Genomic DNA, 19,100 nt, shown 5'->3' on the forward strand with positions numbered 1-19,100 from the left:
GTATCGGATGTTGAATGATTCGTCAATTTAAAACCTTCTTCTCTTGTTACGAGGCTTCCGTTTTCTTCTTCTCATGATCTTGATCTCTTTTACTTTAATGAACCTTACACTGATAAATAAAATATACGTTATAAGTGCGACATAAAAGAAAATCGGTACACTTTCGAACTTGTTCCTAGCAACCAGATAGAACATATAGAATAAAAACAGCGTGATGATCGTTCCGTATCTTGGGAGTGGAATGTCCTTTAAACTCGGAATCTTAATGGTGCTGACCATCATTACAGCTACTCCGTAAAAGATTAAGACGAAAATCCATAGCGGAATCAGGTTTACAAAAAAGACTAAGAAAACCACGATACCACCAGCTGGCGGAATCGGTATGCCTCTAAAGTATTTCATGGATTCATTGGGGTCCGTAATGTTGAAACGAGCTAGACGAAAAGCGCCAAATAGCGGGAATAAGCCTGCTAGAACGTAACCCCACATGCCTAAATCAGCAAAATAGGAGTTTGCCGCGATAAAGGCTGGAGCCACCCCGAATGAAACCACATCTGCCAAAGAATCGAGTTCCTTGCCGAGATTTCCGGAAACACCGAGAATCCGGGCTGCTCTCCCGTCAACGGCATCGAGCATCATCGCGATAAAAATAAGCATCGCTGCATTTCGAAAGTCGCCATGTGCGGCATATCCTATGGAAAGAAAACCGCAGAACAAGTTCCCTAAAGTTAGTAGATTCGGAATATGTTTTATCATTGTACACGTCCTTAAAAAGTAGGTAATCTATTTATATAATAATCCATTTTTTATCAAAACGTTAATTTTTTTGTTAAATGCTTATCATAACAGAGTTTTGAAGGTGAGAAAAGGCGACGGGTATTCATCTGATTCTAAAAGCAAGTCCGCTAGTTCCTAATTTCTTAAGGAAACTAGCGGACTTTTCTATGATAGGGATTATGGTGTTTTAAGAGCAATCATCTGGACAATCGCCCGTCCATCGCCACGGAACGTATTCTCCTTACATTTCATCTGTGTGGAGCCCCCAGCATCCAAGAAGATTCCGTCCACAACAGTCCCGGAGCCAACGAGATACTTCACAGCCCCACGAAATGCTTTTGCTGTGCAAGCTTCTTCGGAGATCACAAGCCAGATGTTAAAACCACTGTTCCATACGAGGCCGGTCCTGTATGTGCTTCCTTTCAGGTCAGGTATACCTTGAGCAATAGCGATCTTTTCCCAATTAGCGTCATCTTTTAGGCTCATACTAATTCCGCCCTGTGCCCAATAATTGTTACGGTTTGATACTTTCAATTCCGCTGCACTTCTCACTACTTGAACGCTGTACACACCAGCCGATTTATCCCATACGAGCGTCCCGCGAGCGTATTTTTCATTGTACCACCCTGATCCATATCCGCCTTTGGCTCCACAAGCTGGGATATCGTTGTTCACTGCAATAGAGAGTAGTTGACCACTGTAGAAGTATCCGCCGTTAATTCCAGAATCTGTTCCGGATCCGATGTTCTTGTTGATCTCTTTTAAGATGATGTTATTCGGGGATGTTTTGATTACAGACAGTCTAGGTCCGCGTGGTTCCGTGTACGTATAGTTGCTCATCGTTTTATACCTCCATGATTTTAATAGGTAAAACATGACCTTATATACGACAATAAACCGAATACCATCTATCTTCTTTCTAACCCTGTCTGTTTCCTACCTGTTTCGGAATAAAGTAGTTCGTAAAATGTAAAAGAAGGAACTGGCTCAAAAACCAGTCCCTTCTTATTTAACACTTTTTTTCAAATAGCTCTCAAACAGCAGATCGATCAGCAGCATCAATGTGGATCTTGCGGTAATATCATAGCCGGCAAACTGCACGCGGCCTACCGTCATGCTTAGATTCGTCTTCACCATCTTGCCTAGCGTGGAATCGGACGAGTTTGTGATCGCGGCAGTGTCAACAACCTTATACGATAGCTTTTCCGCGGCCTGCACCAGCGTTTTCGTTTCACCGCTTGATGAGATGAAGAACACAAGATCGTTCGGCTCTACCATATTCGGCATCAGGTCGATCATGTGTGATTCATACGTATAGTGGGTCTGTTTGTTCGTCTGCATCAATAGCTTGCTGAAATATTCGGCGATCATCTTAGACAAACCGACTCCGACCACGATGACCCGTTTCGCGTTCACCATTTTCTCACTTAACTTTTCCAGTTCGGCCGTCGGAATCGTTTCAAAAGCTGAGACGAACTCTTCTTTATAGCGGTCGACAGGGTTGTCATCGAGGAGTAATTGCTGGCTCTCGATCGTCCTCAGAATATATTTCAGCTCCGAAAAGCCTTCTAATCCGAGTTTATGAGACATCCTGACGATCGTCGTGGTGCTCACATTGTTTACTTTTGCGATCTCGGTCAGAGAGTGTTTCTTCGCCTCCTCTAAATTTCCATCAATATAATAAAGCACTTGTTTTTCCGTTGGTGTGAGTTCCGCGAGACTGCTGCCGAACTGATCTAAGACTTTCCCCATTCGTAACTTCCTCTTTTCCGCACATGTCTTTCCTCTAGTATAGCCCATTTTTTATTCTGTACAAATGTACAGCGACTGTACAGAGATACCGCTTACTTTTGTGTTAAAACATAAGTATAGGAAGTTGGAAGTGCTTTCATACTAAAGAAAGATAGGAGTGAATGTCATGCAACTTAGAAACATGACCCATCCGAATTTAGTGTTGTTCGATGTTGACGCTCAAAATAAAGAGCAAGTCATTCGTCAGCTAATTTCAAAAATTAAAGAACAAGATTATATAGAATCAGAAAACGCCTTATTGGAAGCGGTTCTAAAACGTGAGGAGCAATCCCCTACAGGAATGGAGAAAGGTCTTGCGATTCCGCATGGTAAATCTTCTACGGTTAAAAAAGCCGTATTCGCTGTAGCACGTTTAAAGACACCACTTGAAGATTGGGAAAGCATCGATCCGAACAACAAAGTTCAGCTCGTATTCCTAATCGCGATTCCAGAGAGTGAAGCAGGTACAACCCACTTGAAAGTATTGTCTACATTAAGCACGAACTTAATGAAAGATGGCTACTTAGAGGGGTTAATGGCGGCAGAAACATCTGAAGAATTTTTAAACAGACTGGATATGGAAGAAAAAACAGAAGCTCCAGCTGAAAAAGAGTTCACAAAGATGGTTGTTGCGGTTACAGCTTGTGCAACAGGAATCGCGCATACGTACATGTCAGCAGAAGCTCTAGAAAAAGCGGGACGTGAACTTGGCGTTAAAGTACTCGTTGAAAAACAAGGAGCAAACGGAATCGAGGATGAACTCTCGGCTGACGTGATTAAAAACGCAGACGCAGTCATTTTCGCAACAGACATCGCTCCAAAAAGAAAAGAACGTTTTGCAGGAAAAGAATATGTAGCAACACGTGTTGCTGAACCGCTAAGACGCGGGAAAGAATTGATCCAAAAATCACTCGAAAACCCGGATGGAGTCGTTGAAGCAGGTGAAGAAGACGAGTCATCTTCATCCACTTCAAACAGTGGCGGCTTCTTCAAAGACATGGTACAAGCCGTAATGACAGGGATCTCATACATGATTCCAGTTATCGTTGCTGGTGGTCTTATGATGGGGATCGCGAAGCTTGGTGCGATGCCGTTTGGTCTTGTAAATGAACTGGGTGACCCGAAATATGCGACACATTCAAATGAACTTTTTGTTATTCTGCATCACTTAGATAAGTTTGGCGGACTGATCTTTAAGTTTATGTATCCGATATTTGCTGCCTTCGTCGCTTATTCACTAGCTGACCGTGTTGGTTTAGTAGCTGGATTTATCGGAGGAGCTTTTGCGGGCGGACTTCACTATACGTTCTGGGACAACCCTGAAGGTATTCCGTCTGGATTCTTAGGTGCATTAATTCTTGGTTTAGCAGCGGGTTACATCGCACGCTTCTTGAACCAAAAGATACAGTTAAATAAAAACTTGGCTGCGATGAAACCGATGTTTATCATCCCAGCAGTCTCTGTTCTATCGATTTTCTTCTTAAACTTTTATATCGTAGACCCTGTGTTTGGCGGTCTGAATGTTGTTCTTCGTAACTGGATTGAAGCAGCACAAGGTACAGGAGATGTTGTGTTAGCATCCATCATCGCGTCTGCAACAGCGTTTGACTTAGGTGGACCGATCAACAAAGCAGCTGGTGCGATCGCGATCGGACTTGCAGCTGATGAAGTATATCCGTTAACCGCTCGTGTATTGGCAATCGTTATTCCGCCGATCGGGCTAGGACTAGCCGTTATCATCGACAAATATGTAGTAGGACGCCGTGTATTCCCGGCAGACCTTCGCATCGCAGGTAACACATCATTATTATTAGGATTCCTTGCGATCTCTGAAGGTGCGATTCCGTTCATGCTTCGTAACCCATTGATCACGATACCGATCAACATCATCGGTGCGATTCTTGGTACAAGTACAGCTGTCCTGTTAGGTGCTGTTCAATGGCTGCCGCTACCGGCAATCTGGGGCTGGCCGCTCGTTGAAAACCTATGGGCGTATCTCCTTGGTTTAGCAGTAGGTGCAGCATTCATCGCCTTTGCGAATATCTTTATCCGATTCGGCATCTTAAAGAAACAAGAGAGACAAGCATAGATTAGATTTGATTAACCGAAGTGGATGATGCGGGACGAGCGGGACAGGTGAGACTCCTTTAGGCGAAAAGCGTCAAGAGGATCACCGCCCGCCCCGCGGGAAAGCGTGCATCTGCAACGGAGGTTAACAACTTTTTAAAAACAATAACTTAAAGGGGCGCATCTTGAAAAAGGTGACCCCTCTTTCTTTTAAAACTTGAAATATGAGTGGAGCATCATGGGAGGGAAATCAGCATGAAACAGAAAAAAGTATATGTCGTACCACATTCTCACTGGGATCGTGAGTGGTACTTTACAATAGAAGATTCAAACCTTTTACTCGTTGAAAATATGGACCGTTTACTGGACGTTATGGAGAACGACCCGGAATATACAGGGTATGTGTTTGACGCGCAAAGTTCGATCCTTGATGAATATTTGAAGATCCGTCCTGAGGAGAAAGATCGTTTAGCACAGTTGATCGCAGACAAGCGCATCTTCGTCGGGCCTTGGTACACACAAGCCGATTCGTTGTTAGTAAACCGGGAGTCATTGATTCGTAACTTGATGTACGGTACAAGAATCGCTGAAAAGATGGGGCATTCCATGAATGTCGGTTATCTGCCTGATATTTTCGGTCAGAATACGTATCTTCCGTCTATGTTCAAAGAGTTCGACATCGACTATAGCGTGCTTCAACGCGGTATTTATACAGATCAGCTGAATGGTGACCTGAACTTTACATGGAGATCTCCAGACGGAGAAACAGTGAAGGCGAACAACATCTATTTCGGCTACGGCCCTGGGAAGTTTTTAGCGGCTGATGACGAGTATATGGAAGAACGTTTGCTTCCGATCTTAGAAAAAATCGCGGATTTAAACAAAAATACGGATAACCTCTTGCTGCCAGCGGGTGGTGACCAGGTCTTAGTCCGCGAACATTTCCCGGAAACCGTTAAAAAACTGAACGAGATCGATACGAAACATGAGTATGTCCTTTCAGATTATGAAACGTTCATGAAAGACACGTGGGAGACTGGAAACTTTGACAACGAGATCGAAGGGGAAATGATCGCAACTCAAAAATCCCGAATCCATAACACGATCCGTTCTCAGCGCTATGACATTAAAAAGCTGAACGATATCGCAGAAGAAAAAGTGATCTATGAACTCGAACCACTAGCGAGTCTAGCAAGCACGATCGGGTTCAAGTATCCACAGAAGTGGCTGGATGAGATGTGGAAGATGCTCTTTGACGTCCATGCCCATGACAGCATCGGCGGCTGTAACTCAGATGACACGAACCAAGAGATCGTGAACCGATTAACGAAAGTCATCCGCATAGCTGACGGCTGCTTGAACCTATTGAAAAAGCAGATGACTGAAGCGGTGAGCCGTAAGCTAGGAAAAGATTCTATCTTTGTCGTGTTCCACATGCTTCCGAAAGCATTCAAAGGTTCTCAAAAAGTCGTTCTATTCACGAGAGGAAATGCATTTAACGTACGTGATCTTAATGGAAATCCGGTTGCACTTGATGTGTTGAACCAAGAATATATCTCTGGCGGGAAGACGATCGTTGTTACAGCTGAAGGCGAGAAAGAAGTAGAAGCGCCTGGTTATTACAGAAACGAAGTTCTTCTTCGTGACGTGAAGCTTCCGGCGATGGGCTATGAAACGTTTGAAGTCATTGAGGGCGGAGAGAACGACCTTCTTTCTCAAAAAGGTAACAGTCATGAAATCGAGAACGAACATTTCCGTATTCTTGAAGAGAACGGCGTACTGAACCTTGAAGTAAAAGCATCAGAACAGACCATTTCTGATTTTATCCGTTTTGAAGATGTTGCAGATGCTGGGGATTCTTATGACTTCTCACCACTAGAAGGCGATGCACCGATCTATTCCAAAAAAGTGCTCTCTGTATCTGTTCAAGCGAGTGCTGGAACTGAATTTATGGAAGTCGTTCATGTATTGAACGTTCCTGGAGACTTAGAAGACAGAAAATCGGGCGACGTGAACAAAGGATTAGAGGTTGTAACACGATTTGAGCTTCGTAAGGGTGAAGATTTTATCCGGGTTACGCATGACATCGACAATGATGTGAAGGATCACCGCGTTCGCGTGCTGCTTCAAACATCAATCGAATCACCTGACTATTCATTCGGAGACCAAGGCTTTAGCTTGATTCAAAGACCAACGGTTAATCCGTATATGGAGAACTGGCGTGAAGAGAAGTTTGCAGAAGCTCCTGTACCGATCTACCCGTTGGAAAACGTGGCAGGTGCGACGAATGGTGAACGTACGGCTGCTTTCCTGACAAAAGGAATCAAAGAATATGAGCTGATCAAGGAAACCGGTGAGATGGCGCTAACATTGTTCAGAAGTGTTGGGCTGCTTGGCCGCGACAACTTGGCTTGGAGACCAGGACGAGCGTCTGGAATCAATAACAAAGTCGTATACACACCGGATGCTCAGATGCAGGAAAAGCTGACGTTCGAGTACGCGATTCATGTTGGAAAAGGTCATGATGTTAAACAGTTGTTTAAATTCGTGGACGAATATCGCGGTCATTCCTTAAGCTATCAAAAGCAATCCCTGAACACATTCGAAGAGCGTCTGGATCGTTTCGAGATCCCGTATCCAGTTGATATTCTGCCAGCTAGCTTTAGCTTGTTCGAATCTACAGGAGACGTTTTCTTGAGCACGCTGAAAAAAGCACACGATGATCATTCTGTTATTCTACGCTTGTTTAACCCGAGTGAAGAAGAACAAACCGTCGTGTTATCGAGTGAGCACATCCAATCCGTTTCACAGACGAAACTGAACGAAAAAAGTGTGATCGATGTTAAAGATGAAGTAACCGTTCGACCAAAAGGATACGTGACACTGAAACTGGTAATGAAGGAGAATGTATAGATGAGTTTTCCAGAAAAAGTTGAGAACCTGTTAAAAACGATCTACGGTGAAGAATTTTCACCTGCATATAAAGACGAGCTTTTAAACCTTGTTGAGGCGTGGAAACAGAAAGAGTGGAGTGAAACAGCTCCCCTTTCTGAAAAAAACGTGTATTTGATCACGTATGGCGATATCATTAAAGAAGAAGGTCAGCCGACGTTAAAGACATTGAACAAGTTCATCAACGAATACGCAAAAAATGAGATCACCGATGTTCATTTATTGCCAATGTTTCCTTACACGTCTGATGATGGGTTCTCTGTAGTAGATTACCGTGAGATCCATCCAGAGCTTGGCGACTGGTCAGATATTGATCGTTTTTCAAAGGATTACCGTCTCATGTTTGATTTTGTGGCGAATCATATGTCCAAATCGAGTAAGTGGTTCCAAGGTTATTTGAAAGGTGATCCGGAGTACGTTGATTATTTCATTCCGCGTGAAGAAGGGTTCGACACATCGAAAGTAGTTCGTCCCCGTACGTCACCTCTTTTCCATGAGTACGAAGGCGGGAAGACTGCTTGGACAACGTTCTCTGAAGACCAGGTGGATGTGAACTTCAAACATTTTCCGGCGTTAAAAGAAATGACAGATATTCTTTTTGAGTACGCGAACCGTGGCGGAACGAGCATTCGTCTCGATGCGATCGGTTTTATGTGGAAAGAATCAGGCACAACGTGTATCCACTTGCCACAGACGCATGCGATCATTCAATTATGGCGTGAGATTTTAGAAGAGCTGGAGCTAAACACGCTGCTGATTACAGAAACGAACGTCCCTCACAAAGAGAATATCAGCTATTTTGGAAACGGAGAGAACGAAGCGCACATGGTGTATCAGTTCTCACTGCCACCACTTGTGCTTCATACGTTAACGACACATGATGCATCGAAGCTGACAGGTTGGGCGAAAACGATTGAAAAAGTGTCAGATTCTGCGACGTATTTCAACTTCTTAGCAAGTCATGACGGAATCGGCATGCGCCCGACAGAAGGAATCTTAACAGAAGAAGAGCGTACAGTTTTAGCTGAAAAAGTACTCGAGAACGGTGGCCGAGTTTCTTATAAGAGTAATCCGGATGGAACAGAATCCCCTTATGAGTTGAACATCAATTACATGGACGCGCTTATCAACAAGGACGAAGACGTGAGTGAAGATGTGCAAGTTCAGAAGATGCTTGCTGCTCATTCTGTTCTGTTTTCAGTAATGGGTGTTCCGGCCGTGTATTATCACTCGCTTCTCGGCTCTGAAAATGACTATGAAGGCTTGGAATCGTCAGGCATCAACCGCCGGATCAACCGTGAAAAATTCGATTTTGAAGATCTCGTGGGTCAGCTCGAAACGTCAACGCGCAGACAGAAAGTTTTTACTGGATTAAAGAAATTGATTCGTACCCGTCAGAGTGAGAGTGCGTTTAATCCTTTTGCGGCTCAATTGATCTTAGAGCTTGGCGAGCAGGTATTTGCACTCGTGCGAAGAAATGAAGAAACAGGCGATACGGTGTTGTTTGTCGTGAACGCAGCATATGACACGGTTAACGTTGAGCTTCCGTTTGGCGGACAAGACTTATGGAGCGGAGAAACAGTAGGAGAATCTGTGGAACTCGCACCGTATCAATTTATGTGGATCAAAAAATAGAGAAACGAGAAGAAGGTGGACGCAATGAAAATAGTCATCGCTCCCGATTCGTTTAAAGAAAGCATGACAGCGGCCGAAGTTTGTGCCGCTGTTGAAGCTGGATTTAAAAAAGTATTTGGGGATATTGAATATCGTCATGCTCCCGTTGGAGATGGTGGAGAAGGAACCGTTCAGTCTGTCGTGGATGCAACGGATGGGGAGATCGTTAACGTGACGGCAACTGGCCCGCTTGGGGAAAAAGTAGATGCTTTTTATGGGATTACAGGTGATGGTCAAACAGCTGTTATCGAGATGGCGGCTGCTTCCGGACTCCACCTTGTCCCAAGAGAACAGCGAAACCCTTTAGTAACAACGACTTATGGAACAGGCGAACTCATCTTAGATGCACTCGATAAAAAAGTAGAACGCATCGTGATCGGTCTTGGCGGATCGGCGACGAATGACGGCGGTGCAGGGATGGCTGCCGCTCTTGGCGCGAAGTTTTTAGATGTGAATGGTGAAGAGCTTCGTCCTGGCGGTGAGTCTCTAAGTGAATTGCTTACGATTGACGTATCAGGTTTAGATCCGCGTTTGAAATCGGTAAAAGTAGATGTCGCCTCTGATGTGACGAATCCTTTGACCGGTCCACTTGGAGCATCTGCTGTCTTTGGACCGCAAAAGGGTGCGACACCTGAGATGGTCGGTGTTTTAGATGCGAGTTTAAAAAGATACGCTGAAGTCATCGAGCGAAATCTTGGCCTGCAAGTGGATGAGCTACCAGGAGCCGGAGCGGCCGGTGGATTAGGCTCAGGCGTTGTCGCGTTTTTAGACGGAAACCTGCAAAGCGGAATCGATCTTGTTCTCGATGTGATCCAGTTTGAAGAGACCGTTCGGGATGCGGATCTCGTCATCACGGGTGAAGGCCGGATTGATTCGCAGACGGTTCATGGAAAAGCGCCGGTTGGTGTAGCGAAACGAGCAAAAGCTGTTTCTCCTGAAGTTCCTGTTATTACAATTGCAGGCAGCATCGGTCCTGATTATGAAGCGGTGTTCGAACATGGCATAGATGCGGTGTTCAGTGTAGTGAACGGTGTCGTGACATTGGAAGAAGCACTCGCGAACGGAGCAGTGAACGTTGAGAAGACAGCGGAGAATATTGCTCGGACTCTTAATTTGAAAGTAAAATAGCCTAACAATATTTATAAAAGGTAAAGCGTTCTGTCAATGGCAGCAACGCTTTTTTTATTGAGAAAAGCAATGTGTAAGCGTTTCCTAAGCCTTTAGGAAAAGAGTTAATTTTTATTACGGATGGTGTAGTTCTATACTTATAACAAGGGCAAACACCTATTGTCGCTTTCATAAAATAATCCGGATTAAATAGTAAAAGACTACAGAGAGATAGAGGGTGAGACTTTGGAAATAACAACTATGATCAATCGTGATTTGATCGATCTTGATTTAAAATCATCGGACCAACTGGGAGTAATCGATGAGTTGGCTTCTTTACTTGTTAAGCAAGATCGACTTGATTCTAAGTCCTCTTTTATTGAAGGAGTATTAGAAAGAGAAGCACATTTCACTACTGGTTTTGGCAATGGGATCGCTATCCCGCATTGTAAGAGTGGAACCGTTAAGCAAGCGAGCATTGTTATCGGAAAAATGGCTAACGGAGTGGATTGGAAGGCAATGGACGATCATGATGTCCATTTTGTGATCATGCTAGCAATACCAGAAACTGAAGCAGGTACGACGCATCTTCAAATCCTTTCCAAACTGTCTGGAAAACTTATTGATGAAGATTTTCGCAACCGTTTAATGAGTACGAATGAAAAAGAAGACGTACTTCATTTATTAAATGATTGTGTGATAGAAAATAACAACTAACAAAGGGAGAGATTTTATTATGAATATTATCGCGGTTACAGCTTGTCCAGCAGGTGTTGCACATACACATATGGCTGCGGCGGCTTTAGAAGCATCAGCTAAAAAATCAGGCGTAAAGATTAAGGTAGAAAAGCAAGGTGCAATGGGTATTGAAAACAAGATTAAAGACAAAGAAGTAACGGAAGCAAAAGCACTGATCCTAGCAGTTGATACAGCTATAGCAAAATCAGAGCGATTCGATGGTATCCCGACTGTGAAAGTATCCGTTGCAGAAGCGGTTAAGAATCCCCAAGGCTTGATCGATCAAGCCATTGAACTCGCGAAGAAATAATGCACTAAAATAAGGAGTTGAATTCTTATGAAGAAAGTTCTTGAAGAAGCCAAAACACACCTTATGACAGGTGTATCTTATATGCTGCCATTTGTTGTGGCCGGCGGATTATTGCTTACGGTCGGTTTATTGCTCGGCGGTGGGGAGCAAGAAGCAGGATTTGCAAAAAAAACAGTTGATACAGGTGTCCTTATTTTCAAACTAATGGTTCCCGTAATGGCTGGTTACATGGCGTTTTCTATTGCCGACAGGCCTGGTATAGCACCTGGTATGGTTGGTGGAATGGTCGCAAATGAGATCGGAGCAGGATTTTTAGGAGGAATTGTGGCCGGATTTCTTGCAGGTTACATTGTAAACGGTATCAAAACGATTCCGGTACACCGATATTTTGTACAATTAAAACCGATTATTATTATACCTTTACTCGGTGCTGGTGCTGTAGCGTTACTGATGTATATTATTGGACAGCCCATTGCAGCCCTTTCAGAAGGCTTAGAAGCATGGTTGAAATCATTAAGCGGAGGTAACCTCATTGTTCTTGGAATGATTATCGGTGCCATGATGGCATTTGATATGGGTGGTCCTGTTAATAAAGTGGCATTTGCTTTCTGTGTAGGAATGTTAAATCAGGAAATCTACGCACCTATGGCTGCTTGTTGGATTGGAATAATGACACCGCCGATCGGACTTGCACTAGCTACTAGAATTGCTCCTAAGAAATTTACGATAGCCGAAAGACAGAGTGCACTACCAACGACCTTCATGGGAGCTACAGGTATTACAGAAGGCGCGATACCATTTGCGGTAACTGATCCGCTTCGTGTTATTCCTTCTATTGTGATAGGTTCTGCAGTAGGAGGAGCACTAGCCTTGGCTTTTGGTGCACAGGCGCCAGTTCCAAGCGGTGGAATATTTGTAGTACCATTCTTCATTAAGCCGGTCATGTTCGTAGTTGCATTTGTAATTGGTATTGTTGTAACGGCAATAACTGCTTCTGTTTTGAAGAAAAAAGTAGATGAAGAAATGCCGATAACGGAAGAGGCTTAACATCATAGAAATAGAATGATGGGAGGGATCTAATTTTAGTTCCCTCCTGTTCATTAGATACGAATTTTTTTGTAGATTTGGAGGCTTCTAAAATGAATTTTCATGTTATATCACATACGCATTGGGATCGGGAGTGGCATCAAACCTATCAACAATATCGCGTTAAACTAGTTCGTTTTATGGATGAACTTATCGAACTGTTAGAAAATACCCCTTCCTATACTTCTTTCATGTTAGATGGACAAACAATCGTATTGGAAGATTACCTGGAGATCAAGCCTCATAAGAAAGAAGCGATTGCTAAGCTGGTTCAGAAAGAGAGGCTTTTAATTGGCCCTTGGTATATCCAGCCTGATGAATTTATTCCAAGTGGCGAATCCCTCGTCAGAAATCTTTTGATCGGACAGAAAATCGCTAAGGATTTCGGTCCATCCATGCAGATCGGCTATCTTCCCGACTCTTTTGGACAGGCAGCTCAGATTCCTCAGGTACTAAATGGCTTCGGAATGAAAAACGCACTTTTTTGGCGTGGTATCACAAATGAAGAGACTGAGAAAACCGAATTCTGGTGGGAAGGATCAGATGGCTCTCGAGTGTTAACCACTCATTTACCTTTAGGGTATGGAAATGGAGTTCTCTCAACAAAACTTGATCAAAATTTAAAAGTAATTGATAAAAATATCAGCGAATTAAAAGAGATAACAACATCCTCTAATATGCTGTTAATGTGCGGATTTGACCAAAGGAGTGCGATCAAAGAACTGCCTGAAATCGTGGATGAACTGAACGCTCATTTTTCTTCAGAGAAAAATGAGTATTCGATAAAGATCAGCAAACTACAGGATTATTTCGATGAAGTCAAACGGGAATCTGAAAACCTAGAAGTATTAAAGGGTGAATTTAGAAAAGGGAAAAACATGCGTGTGCATGTAAGTATTGCATCTACTAGGTTGGATTTAAAGAAGCTGAATTTCGAAGTCCAAAATTTATATGAAAATTACTTGGAACCTATAAATGCCATGTCCCATTTGCTTGGGAATACCTATGATAATGCGATGATCAACCAAGGGTGGAAGTATACGCTGCAAAATCATGCACATGACTCGATCTGTAATGTGTGTACAGACGCAACACATAAGGAAATGGAGTTGCGCTATCAATATGCGAAGCAAATCGGTGAAACACTTCAAAACAGCGCAACGAATGAGTTAATAGAAAAAATTAACTTTGATTACGATAAAGGACTTCCGTTGATTGTATTTAACACATTAGGACATAAAAGAAGCAATCTCGTTGAAGCTACAGTGCAGTTGAAAAGTGAGAGTTTTAGTCTTATTGACCAAAATGGCGTCGAGATTCCATACCAAGTGATTGAATCGAACCGCGAAAACTTAAACGATAAACAGATTGAAATCGGAGTGAAAAACGAAGATCAGTTTGTTTGGACCTCAAAGATTAAATTCTTGGCTGATGTTGAGGGGTTAGGATACAAAACATTTTATATGACGGATCGTAACCAACATTCAACTGAAGATTCCTTTGTTTATCAAGACGGTGTATTTTCAAATGATCTCTTCCAAGTTGAGATTCAATCAAATGGATCGTTAACGGTTAAGGACCATCTGTCCGACAAAGAATATAAAAATTTAAATCTGTTTGAGGAAGGCGGAAATGCTGGTGACGAGTATGACTTTTCTCCTCCAAGAGAAGATGTGATCGTCACTACAAAAGATTCAGTTCCTTCTATTTCGGTTGTTAATAATGGACCGATATTTGCTACTGTAAAAATTACGCATGAACTAGAAGTGCCTGTGGATACCGATGTGAATGGACGAACTAAGGAATACGAATCAATGATGATAGATACATTCGTTACCGTTAGTCGCCATGAAGATCGCATCGATATAAAGACTAAGATTCATAATACAGTAAAAAATCATAGGATTCGTACACTTTTTGAAACAGGACTTAAAACAAGTAAGCATGCAGCAGATCAACAGTTTGGATTGATCCAACGTGAAAATTACTTGCCGCAAGTCGAATACTGGGAAGAAGAAAAATGGGAAGAAAAATACTATCCCATCTATCCTCAGCAGAAATATGTAGATGTATCTGATCAGAACAGAGGATTGGCGATCCTTAATAAAGGTCTTCCTCAGTATGAGATTCTCCATAACGAGCAACCAACCATTGCTCTTACATTATTAAGTGGAACGGATTATATGGGTAAACAGGACCTCGTTGACAGACCAGGCAGAAGATCAGGCCTTCATGTTGAAACGCCAGATAGTAGTTTGATCGGAATCCATGAGATGGAGTATTCAATCCATCCGCATTCCGGAAATGTGGTAGATGCAAAAGTAGGATTAAAAGCGAATGAATATATAACTTCGTTGACAGCAGTTCAAGTGAATACACGCACAGTTCAATCAGAATTCGCTGATCATAACCGTTTTTTCCAATTAAACCATGCGGATATCGGAATTAGTGCTGTAAAGAAATGTGAGAATGATGACAGTTTAATTATCCGAATCTATAATACAACAGATTGTGAAATACCTTTAATAGAGGCACAGTTTAACACGGATTTCTTTAATGATATTGAGATGGTCGATTTAAATGAGAACGTCCTATCACATACTAATGAAAGAATTATAAGGGACAATGATCGTATTGAATTGAAGGATATCAAGAGCAACGAAATTATAACCCTTAAATTAAGCCGATAACTTTTGAACAGGGATAACAATTAGATAAATAAGGACATTTTATTCTTTAAGGAAGGGAGGTCATTCTATTGGTTTTATTAAACAATCGTTTAAAAGAGATTATAAAAGAATTCCTAGTCTATGAGGAGCCGGTCACAAGCGAATATTTATCTAAATTCCTAGGAGTCACATCTCGCACGATCAGAAATGACATTACGTTGTTAAATCAAGAATTAGGTAAGATCGGTGTGAAAATTGATGCACAAAGAGGAGTCGGGTATTTTCTCGAACCAAAACCAGATCAGGAAATTAAGGAATTAATCGAAGAGTTGTTTCAATTACATGACACCTCTGGTAATGGCCTTCCTGTTTTACCTGAAGAAAGGGTCCTTTATATATTGAAAAATATTATTATGGCTGATGACTTTATCACCATTGAACAAATGGCAAATGAATTGTTTGTAAGTAAATCAACTGTTGATAATGATTTGAAACAGGTGGAAACGTTATTAAAGAAATTTAACGTATCACTGTTTAAAAAACCGAATTACGGAATCAAATTAGTGGGCAATGAGATGAACATTCGTTTTTGTTTATCTGCTTCCCTTTCGGATTTTAAAAAAGGACATTCACTTCAAGAAAATGATAGTCAGCCATTTGTAGAAGAATTAGACATTGACTTAATCAGTAAAATCACGAAGCAGCATATCAAACAACTGCCTTTTAAGATTGCTGATCTGCCGTTAAATAACCTGATCATGCATATAGCGATAGGCATTAAGCGCATTGAAAAAGGAAAAAGTATAAAACTTGATAAGCTTGAACTTAAACATATACAAGATCAACAGGAGTATATTGTTGCTTCACAAATCGTTTTTTCAATTGAAGCAGCGTTTTCTATTCAAATTCCAAATGAAGAGATCGCTTATATTACGATTCATTTGATGGGTGCTAAACGTTTTCAAGACGGAAAGCTCCAACAAGAGGATTTTATTGAAATGATCGGTGAAAGTAATTATGAGCTAATCCTCGAATTCTTGGCTGAAATCAAACGAATATACCGGATTGATCTTGTGGAAGATAAAGAATTCATATACGGATTAGGGTTGCATTTAAGGTCAGCCATGAATCGAATGAAATATGGAATGAACCTTCAAAATCCTATGTTGAAAGAGATAAAATCCAAGTATCCTTTTTCATTTGAACTTGCCATCGTTGCATCTGATATTATTCAACAAAAACAAAACATTGTTATTAATGAAGATGAGATCGGTTATATTGCTGTTCATCTTGAAGCTGCGATTGAACGGATGAAGAATAGGATGAAGAGGCAGGTCAGAAGGGTTGCCGTGGTTTGTTCTTCAGGTTTAGGAACAGCGAAGTTGCTTGCAGCAAGCATTGAGAGTAAGTTTCCGGGATTAACAATTGTCGGGACCTATCCTTCCTATTCTTTAAAAGATATTAAAAAGGAAGAAGTTGATTTGATCTTAAGTACGGTGCCGGTGAGTGAGGATAGTGCTGTACCTGTTCTTGAAATAAATGCACTTTTATCTGAAGATGATGTGGAAAAAGTTAATGCTTATATATCCAGTAAATATTTGAATGAAGATCAAAAAAAATCTTTTGAAAAACTACAGAATTTCTTTCATGAGGAATTATTTTTTACAGAAATCGATAATAAGGATTCGATCGGCGTTATAAAATCAATGTCATATACCCTTAATACCAAAGGCTTTGTAGATGATTCCTATGTAGATTCAGTACTTGATAGGGAAAAAATATCGCCCACATCGATCGGTAATCTAGTAGCGATTCCTCATCCCATAAAACAAAATGCACTCGATTCCTGTATAGCGATCGGTATTTTGAAAAAACCAATAAAATGGGGAGAACATAAGGTCCAGCTCGTACTGCTTCTTGCATTGAACGAAAAGGATAAAAATGAATTCAATTCTCTTTTCGATCGAATCTGGAAGCTTGTTCAGGATAAAAAGTTAGTGGCAGAGCTTTGTAAGGCGGCTAATTTTAATGAGATCATTACGAGGCTAGAAAAAATCAAATAATTTGAGTGAATCTAGACTTTGTTTGAACAGGGAGAGGTTAAACATGGTTAAAATAGCGATTGGTCAGATTACACCTGAAACGAGTAATAAGAGAGTTAACCTTGAAAAAATGAAACAATTTACAATAGAAGCAGCTGAAAAGGGAGCTAAATTAATAGCGTTTCCTGAACTTGCATTGACTGGTTACAATTGCGGGGATGATTTTTTTGAAGTTGCGGAAGAGATACCAGGAGATGCCACACGTTTTTTTGAAAAGTTAGCGATTCAATATAATATTTATATTACTTGGGGTATGCCTGAGAGAAGTTTAAGCAGTGTTCTTTATAATGCTGCAGCCCTTGTAGGTCCAAAAGGATATGTAGGAAAGTGGAGAAAGAATACATTGCCGGGACATGCAACAGACCAGACGGGACCGGGTGCATTCCCTGATCGAAGATATTTTAAAGCGGGAGAAGATCTTCCTGTTTTTGATACTTCAATCGGCAGAATCGGTCTACTGATCTGTTATGATATTTTCTTTCCGGAATTGGCTCGAATGCTGACTTTAAAAGGAGCAGATATCATTGTTGGCATTTCAGGTTCTCCCTCTTTTGAAAAAGATATTTTTGAACCCATTGTAAAGGTCAGAGCTATGGAGAACACGGTTAATTTTGTTTATACGAACTTAGTTGGTAATGAAGGGGATACCGAGTATTGGGGTGGAGGCTGTATAATCGGTGCTGGGGATAAAGAAACCAAAATACCAGGAACACCGATTGTATGTAAAGCTCCATATGAAGGAGAATGTATCACGGTAGGAGAGATAGATATCCAGCGTCACCATAAAATACGTCCTTACTTCCCCGTTTTAAGAGACTTAACAACAAGAATGTATGACCAGCTTGCAGAATTACATCGTAAAATGACATGAATTCATGAAAAGCTCCTTGCTATCAAGGAGCTTTTCTGTTTTTGTCTCCGTTCTATATGGGAAACCTTATGATTCAAATCAGTACGTTTCGAATCATTTTACAATACATAAAACTTGTCGTACAGTTGGGGTAATTAAGCATGTGTTTAAATTCGAGGAGGTTTTTGCATGAGTGTTATTGATATTAACTGCGATATGGGCGAGAGTTTTGGGGCTTACAAACTCGGAACGGACGAAAAGATTTTAAAGTATGTAACGTCAGCTAACATTGCGTGCGGCTTTCATGCTGGTGATCCAGCGACTATGAGAAAAACGGTGAAGCTGGCTCTTGAGCATGGCGTGGGAATCGGTGTTCACCCTGGATTACCTGACCTGGCTGGTTTTGGCCGCCGTAATATTGATGTCTCACCTCAAGAAGCCTATGAGATGGTCGTGTATCAGATTGGTTCGTTATGGGCGTTCGTTCAGGCAGAAGGCGGGACCATCCAGCATGTGAAGCCGCATGGAGCACTTTACAACATGGCCGCGGTGAATCGCGACCTGTCAGAAGCTATTGCAGAAGCGGTTTATAAGGTGAATCCAGATTTGATCTTGTTCGGACTTGCTGGTGGCGAGCTTGTAAAAGCGGGTGAGAAAGCAGGACTTCGAACAGCATCAGAGGTTTTTGCAGATCGAACGTATCAGCAGGATTGTACATTGACCTCCCGAAAGCTGCCGAACTGTATGATTGAAGATGACGACGAGGCAGTCGCTCAAGTCATCCGCATGGTAAAAGAGGGGAAAGTCATGACCCAGCAGAATGTCGACGCAGATATCAAAGCAGATACCGTTTGTATCCACGGAGACGGAGCTCATGCGCTATCATTCGCAAAAAAAATCAGGCAGACGCTTGAGGATTCAGAAATTACGGTTCGTAAAATTGGCGAAAGTCTATAAAATAATGATAGCTGGTTCCA

At 41.8% G+C, this 19,100-nt stretch carries 14 protein-coding genes; 11 read left to right on the forward strand and 3 right to left on the reverse strand.

The genetic code is table 11. The features are described 5' to 3' along the window. Positions 1-27: 27 nt before the first annotated feature. The 3 genes from pssA to M3206_RS13445 all read right to left on the reverse strand — a co-directional run bounded on the left by pssA (position 28) and on the right by M3206_RS13445 (position 2,529). Positions 28-756, reverse strand: coding sequence for a CDP-diacylglycerol--serine O-phosphatidyltransferase (gene pssA / locus M3206_RS13435; protein WP_251313046.1), 729 nt, complete (start codon positions 754-756; stop codon positions 28-30). A 198-nt stretch (positions 757-954) separates the two neighbouring features. Continuing rightward, positions 955-1,617: a hypothetical protein gene (locus M3206_RS13440; protein WP_251313047.1), complete on the reverse strand. Its 663-nt coding sequence runs from the start codon at positions 1,615-1,617 to the stop codon at positions 955-957. 165 nt (positions 1,618-1,782) lie between these two features. Further along, positions 1,783-2,529 (reverse strand): MurR/RpiR family transcriptional regulator, encoded by a 747-nt coding sequence (locus tag M3206_RS13445; RefSeq protein ID WP_251313048.1) that lies wholly within the window; start codon positions 2,527-2,529, stop codon positions 1,783-1,785. A 166-nt stretch (positions 2,530-2,695) separates the two neighbouring features. Here M3206_RS13445 and M3206_RS13450 point away from each other — a divergent pair, with 166 nt between their 5' ends. The 11 genes from M3206_RS13450 to M3206_RS13500 all read left to right on the forward strand — a co-directional run bounded on the left by M3206_RS13450 (position 2,696) and on the right by M3206_RS13500 (position 19,080). After that, a complete protein-coding gene (locus M3206_RS13450; protein WP_251313049.1) occupies positions 2,696-4,657 on the forward strand; it encodes a fructose-specific PTS transporter subunit EIIC in 1,962 nt (653 codons plus the stop codon). A gap of 233 nt (positions 4,658-4,890) precedes the next feature. Next, positions 4,891-7,548 (forward strand): glycoside hydrolase family 38 C-terminal domain-containing protein, encoded by a 2,658-nt coding sequence (locus M3206_RS13455; protein WP_251313050.1) that lies wholly within the window; start codon positions 4,891-4,893, stop codon positions 7,546-7,548. Beyond that, on the forward strand, positions 7,549-9,222 hold the full coding sequence (locus M3206_RS13460) for an alpha-amylase family glycosyl hydrolase (RefSeq protein WP_251313051.1): 1,674 nt from the start codon (positions 7,549-7,551) through the stop codon (positions 9,220-9,222). Positions 9,223-9,246: 24 nt separating this feature from the next. Further along, on the forward strand, positions 9,247-10,389 hold the full coding sequence (locus M3206_RS13465; protein ID WP_251313052.1) for a glycerate kinase: 1,143 nt from the start codon (positions 9,247-9,249) through the stop codon (positions 10,387-10,389). A gap of 225 nt (positions 10,390-10,614) precedes the next feature. Then, positions 10,615-11,085: a PTS sugar transporter subunit IIA gene (locus M3206_RS13470; protein WP_251313053.1), complete on the forward strand. Its 471-nt coding sequence runs from the start codon at positions 10,615-10,617 to the stop codon at positions 11,083-11,085. Between the two features lie 19 nt (positions 11,086-11,104). After that, on the forward strand, positions 11,105-11,416 hold the full coding sequence (locus tag M3206_RS13475) for a PTS fructose transporter subunit IIB (RefSeq protein WP_251313054.1): 312 nt from the start codon (positions 11,105-11,107) through the stop codon (positions 11,414-11,416). Between the two features lie 27 nt (positions 11,417-11,443). Next, complete coding sequence (locus tag M3206_RS13480; RefSeq protein WP_251313055.1) at positions 11,444-12,463, forward strand: PTS fructose transporter subunit IIC; 1,020 nt, start codon at positions 11,444-11,446, stop codon at positions 12,461-12,463. A gap of 92 nt (positions 12,464-12,555) precedes the next feature. After that, positions 12,556-15,192 carry a glycoside hydrolase family 38 C-terminal domain-containing protein gene (locus M3206_RS13485; protein ID WP_251313056.1) on the forward strand — a complete coding sequence of 879 codons (2,637 nt, stop codon included), beginning with the start codon at positions 12,556-12,558 and terminating at the stop codon, positions 15,190-15,192. Between the two features lie 68 nt (positions 15,193-15,260). After that, positions 15,261-17,234, forward strand: a complete 1,974-nt coding sequence (locus M3206_RS13490) for a BglG family transcription antiterminator (RefSeq protein WP_251313057.1) — start codon at positions 15,261-15,263, stop codon at positions 17,232-17,234. Between the two features lie 43 nt (positions 17,235-17,277). Continuing rightward, the gene (locus tag M3206_RS13495) at positions 17,278-18,144 is read left to right on the forward strand and encodes a carbon-nitrogen hydrolase family protein (RefSeq protein WP_251313058.1); all 867 of its coding nucleotides are present in this window, start codon (positions 17,278-17,280) and stop codon (positions 18,142-18,144) included. A gap of 168 nt (positions 18,145-18,312) precedes the next feature. Then, entirely contained in the window at positions 18,313-19,080 is a 768-nt protein-coding gene (locus M3206_RS13500; protein WP_251313059.1) for a LamB/YcsF family protein, read from the forward strand. Positions 19,081-19,100 lie beyond the last annotated feature (20 nt).

It is taken from the genome of Fictibacillus phosphorivorans (assembly GCF_023715845.1).
GTDB lineage: Bacteria > Bacillota > Bacilli > Bacillales > Fictibacillaceae > Fictibacillus > Fictibacillus phosphorivorans_D.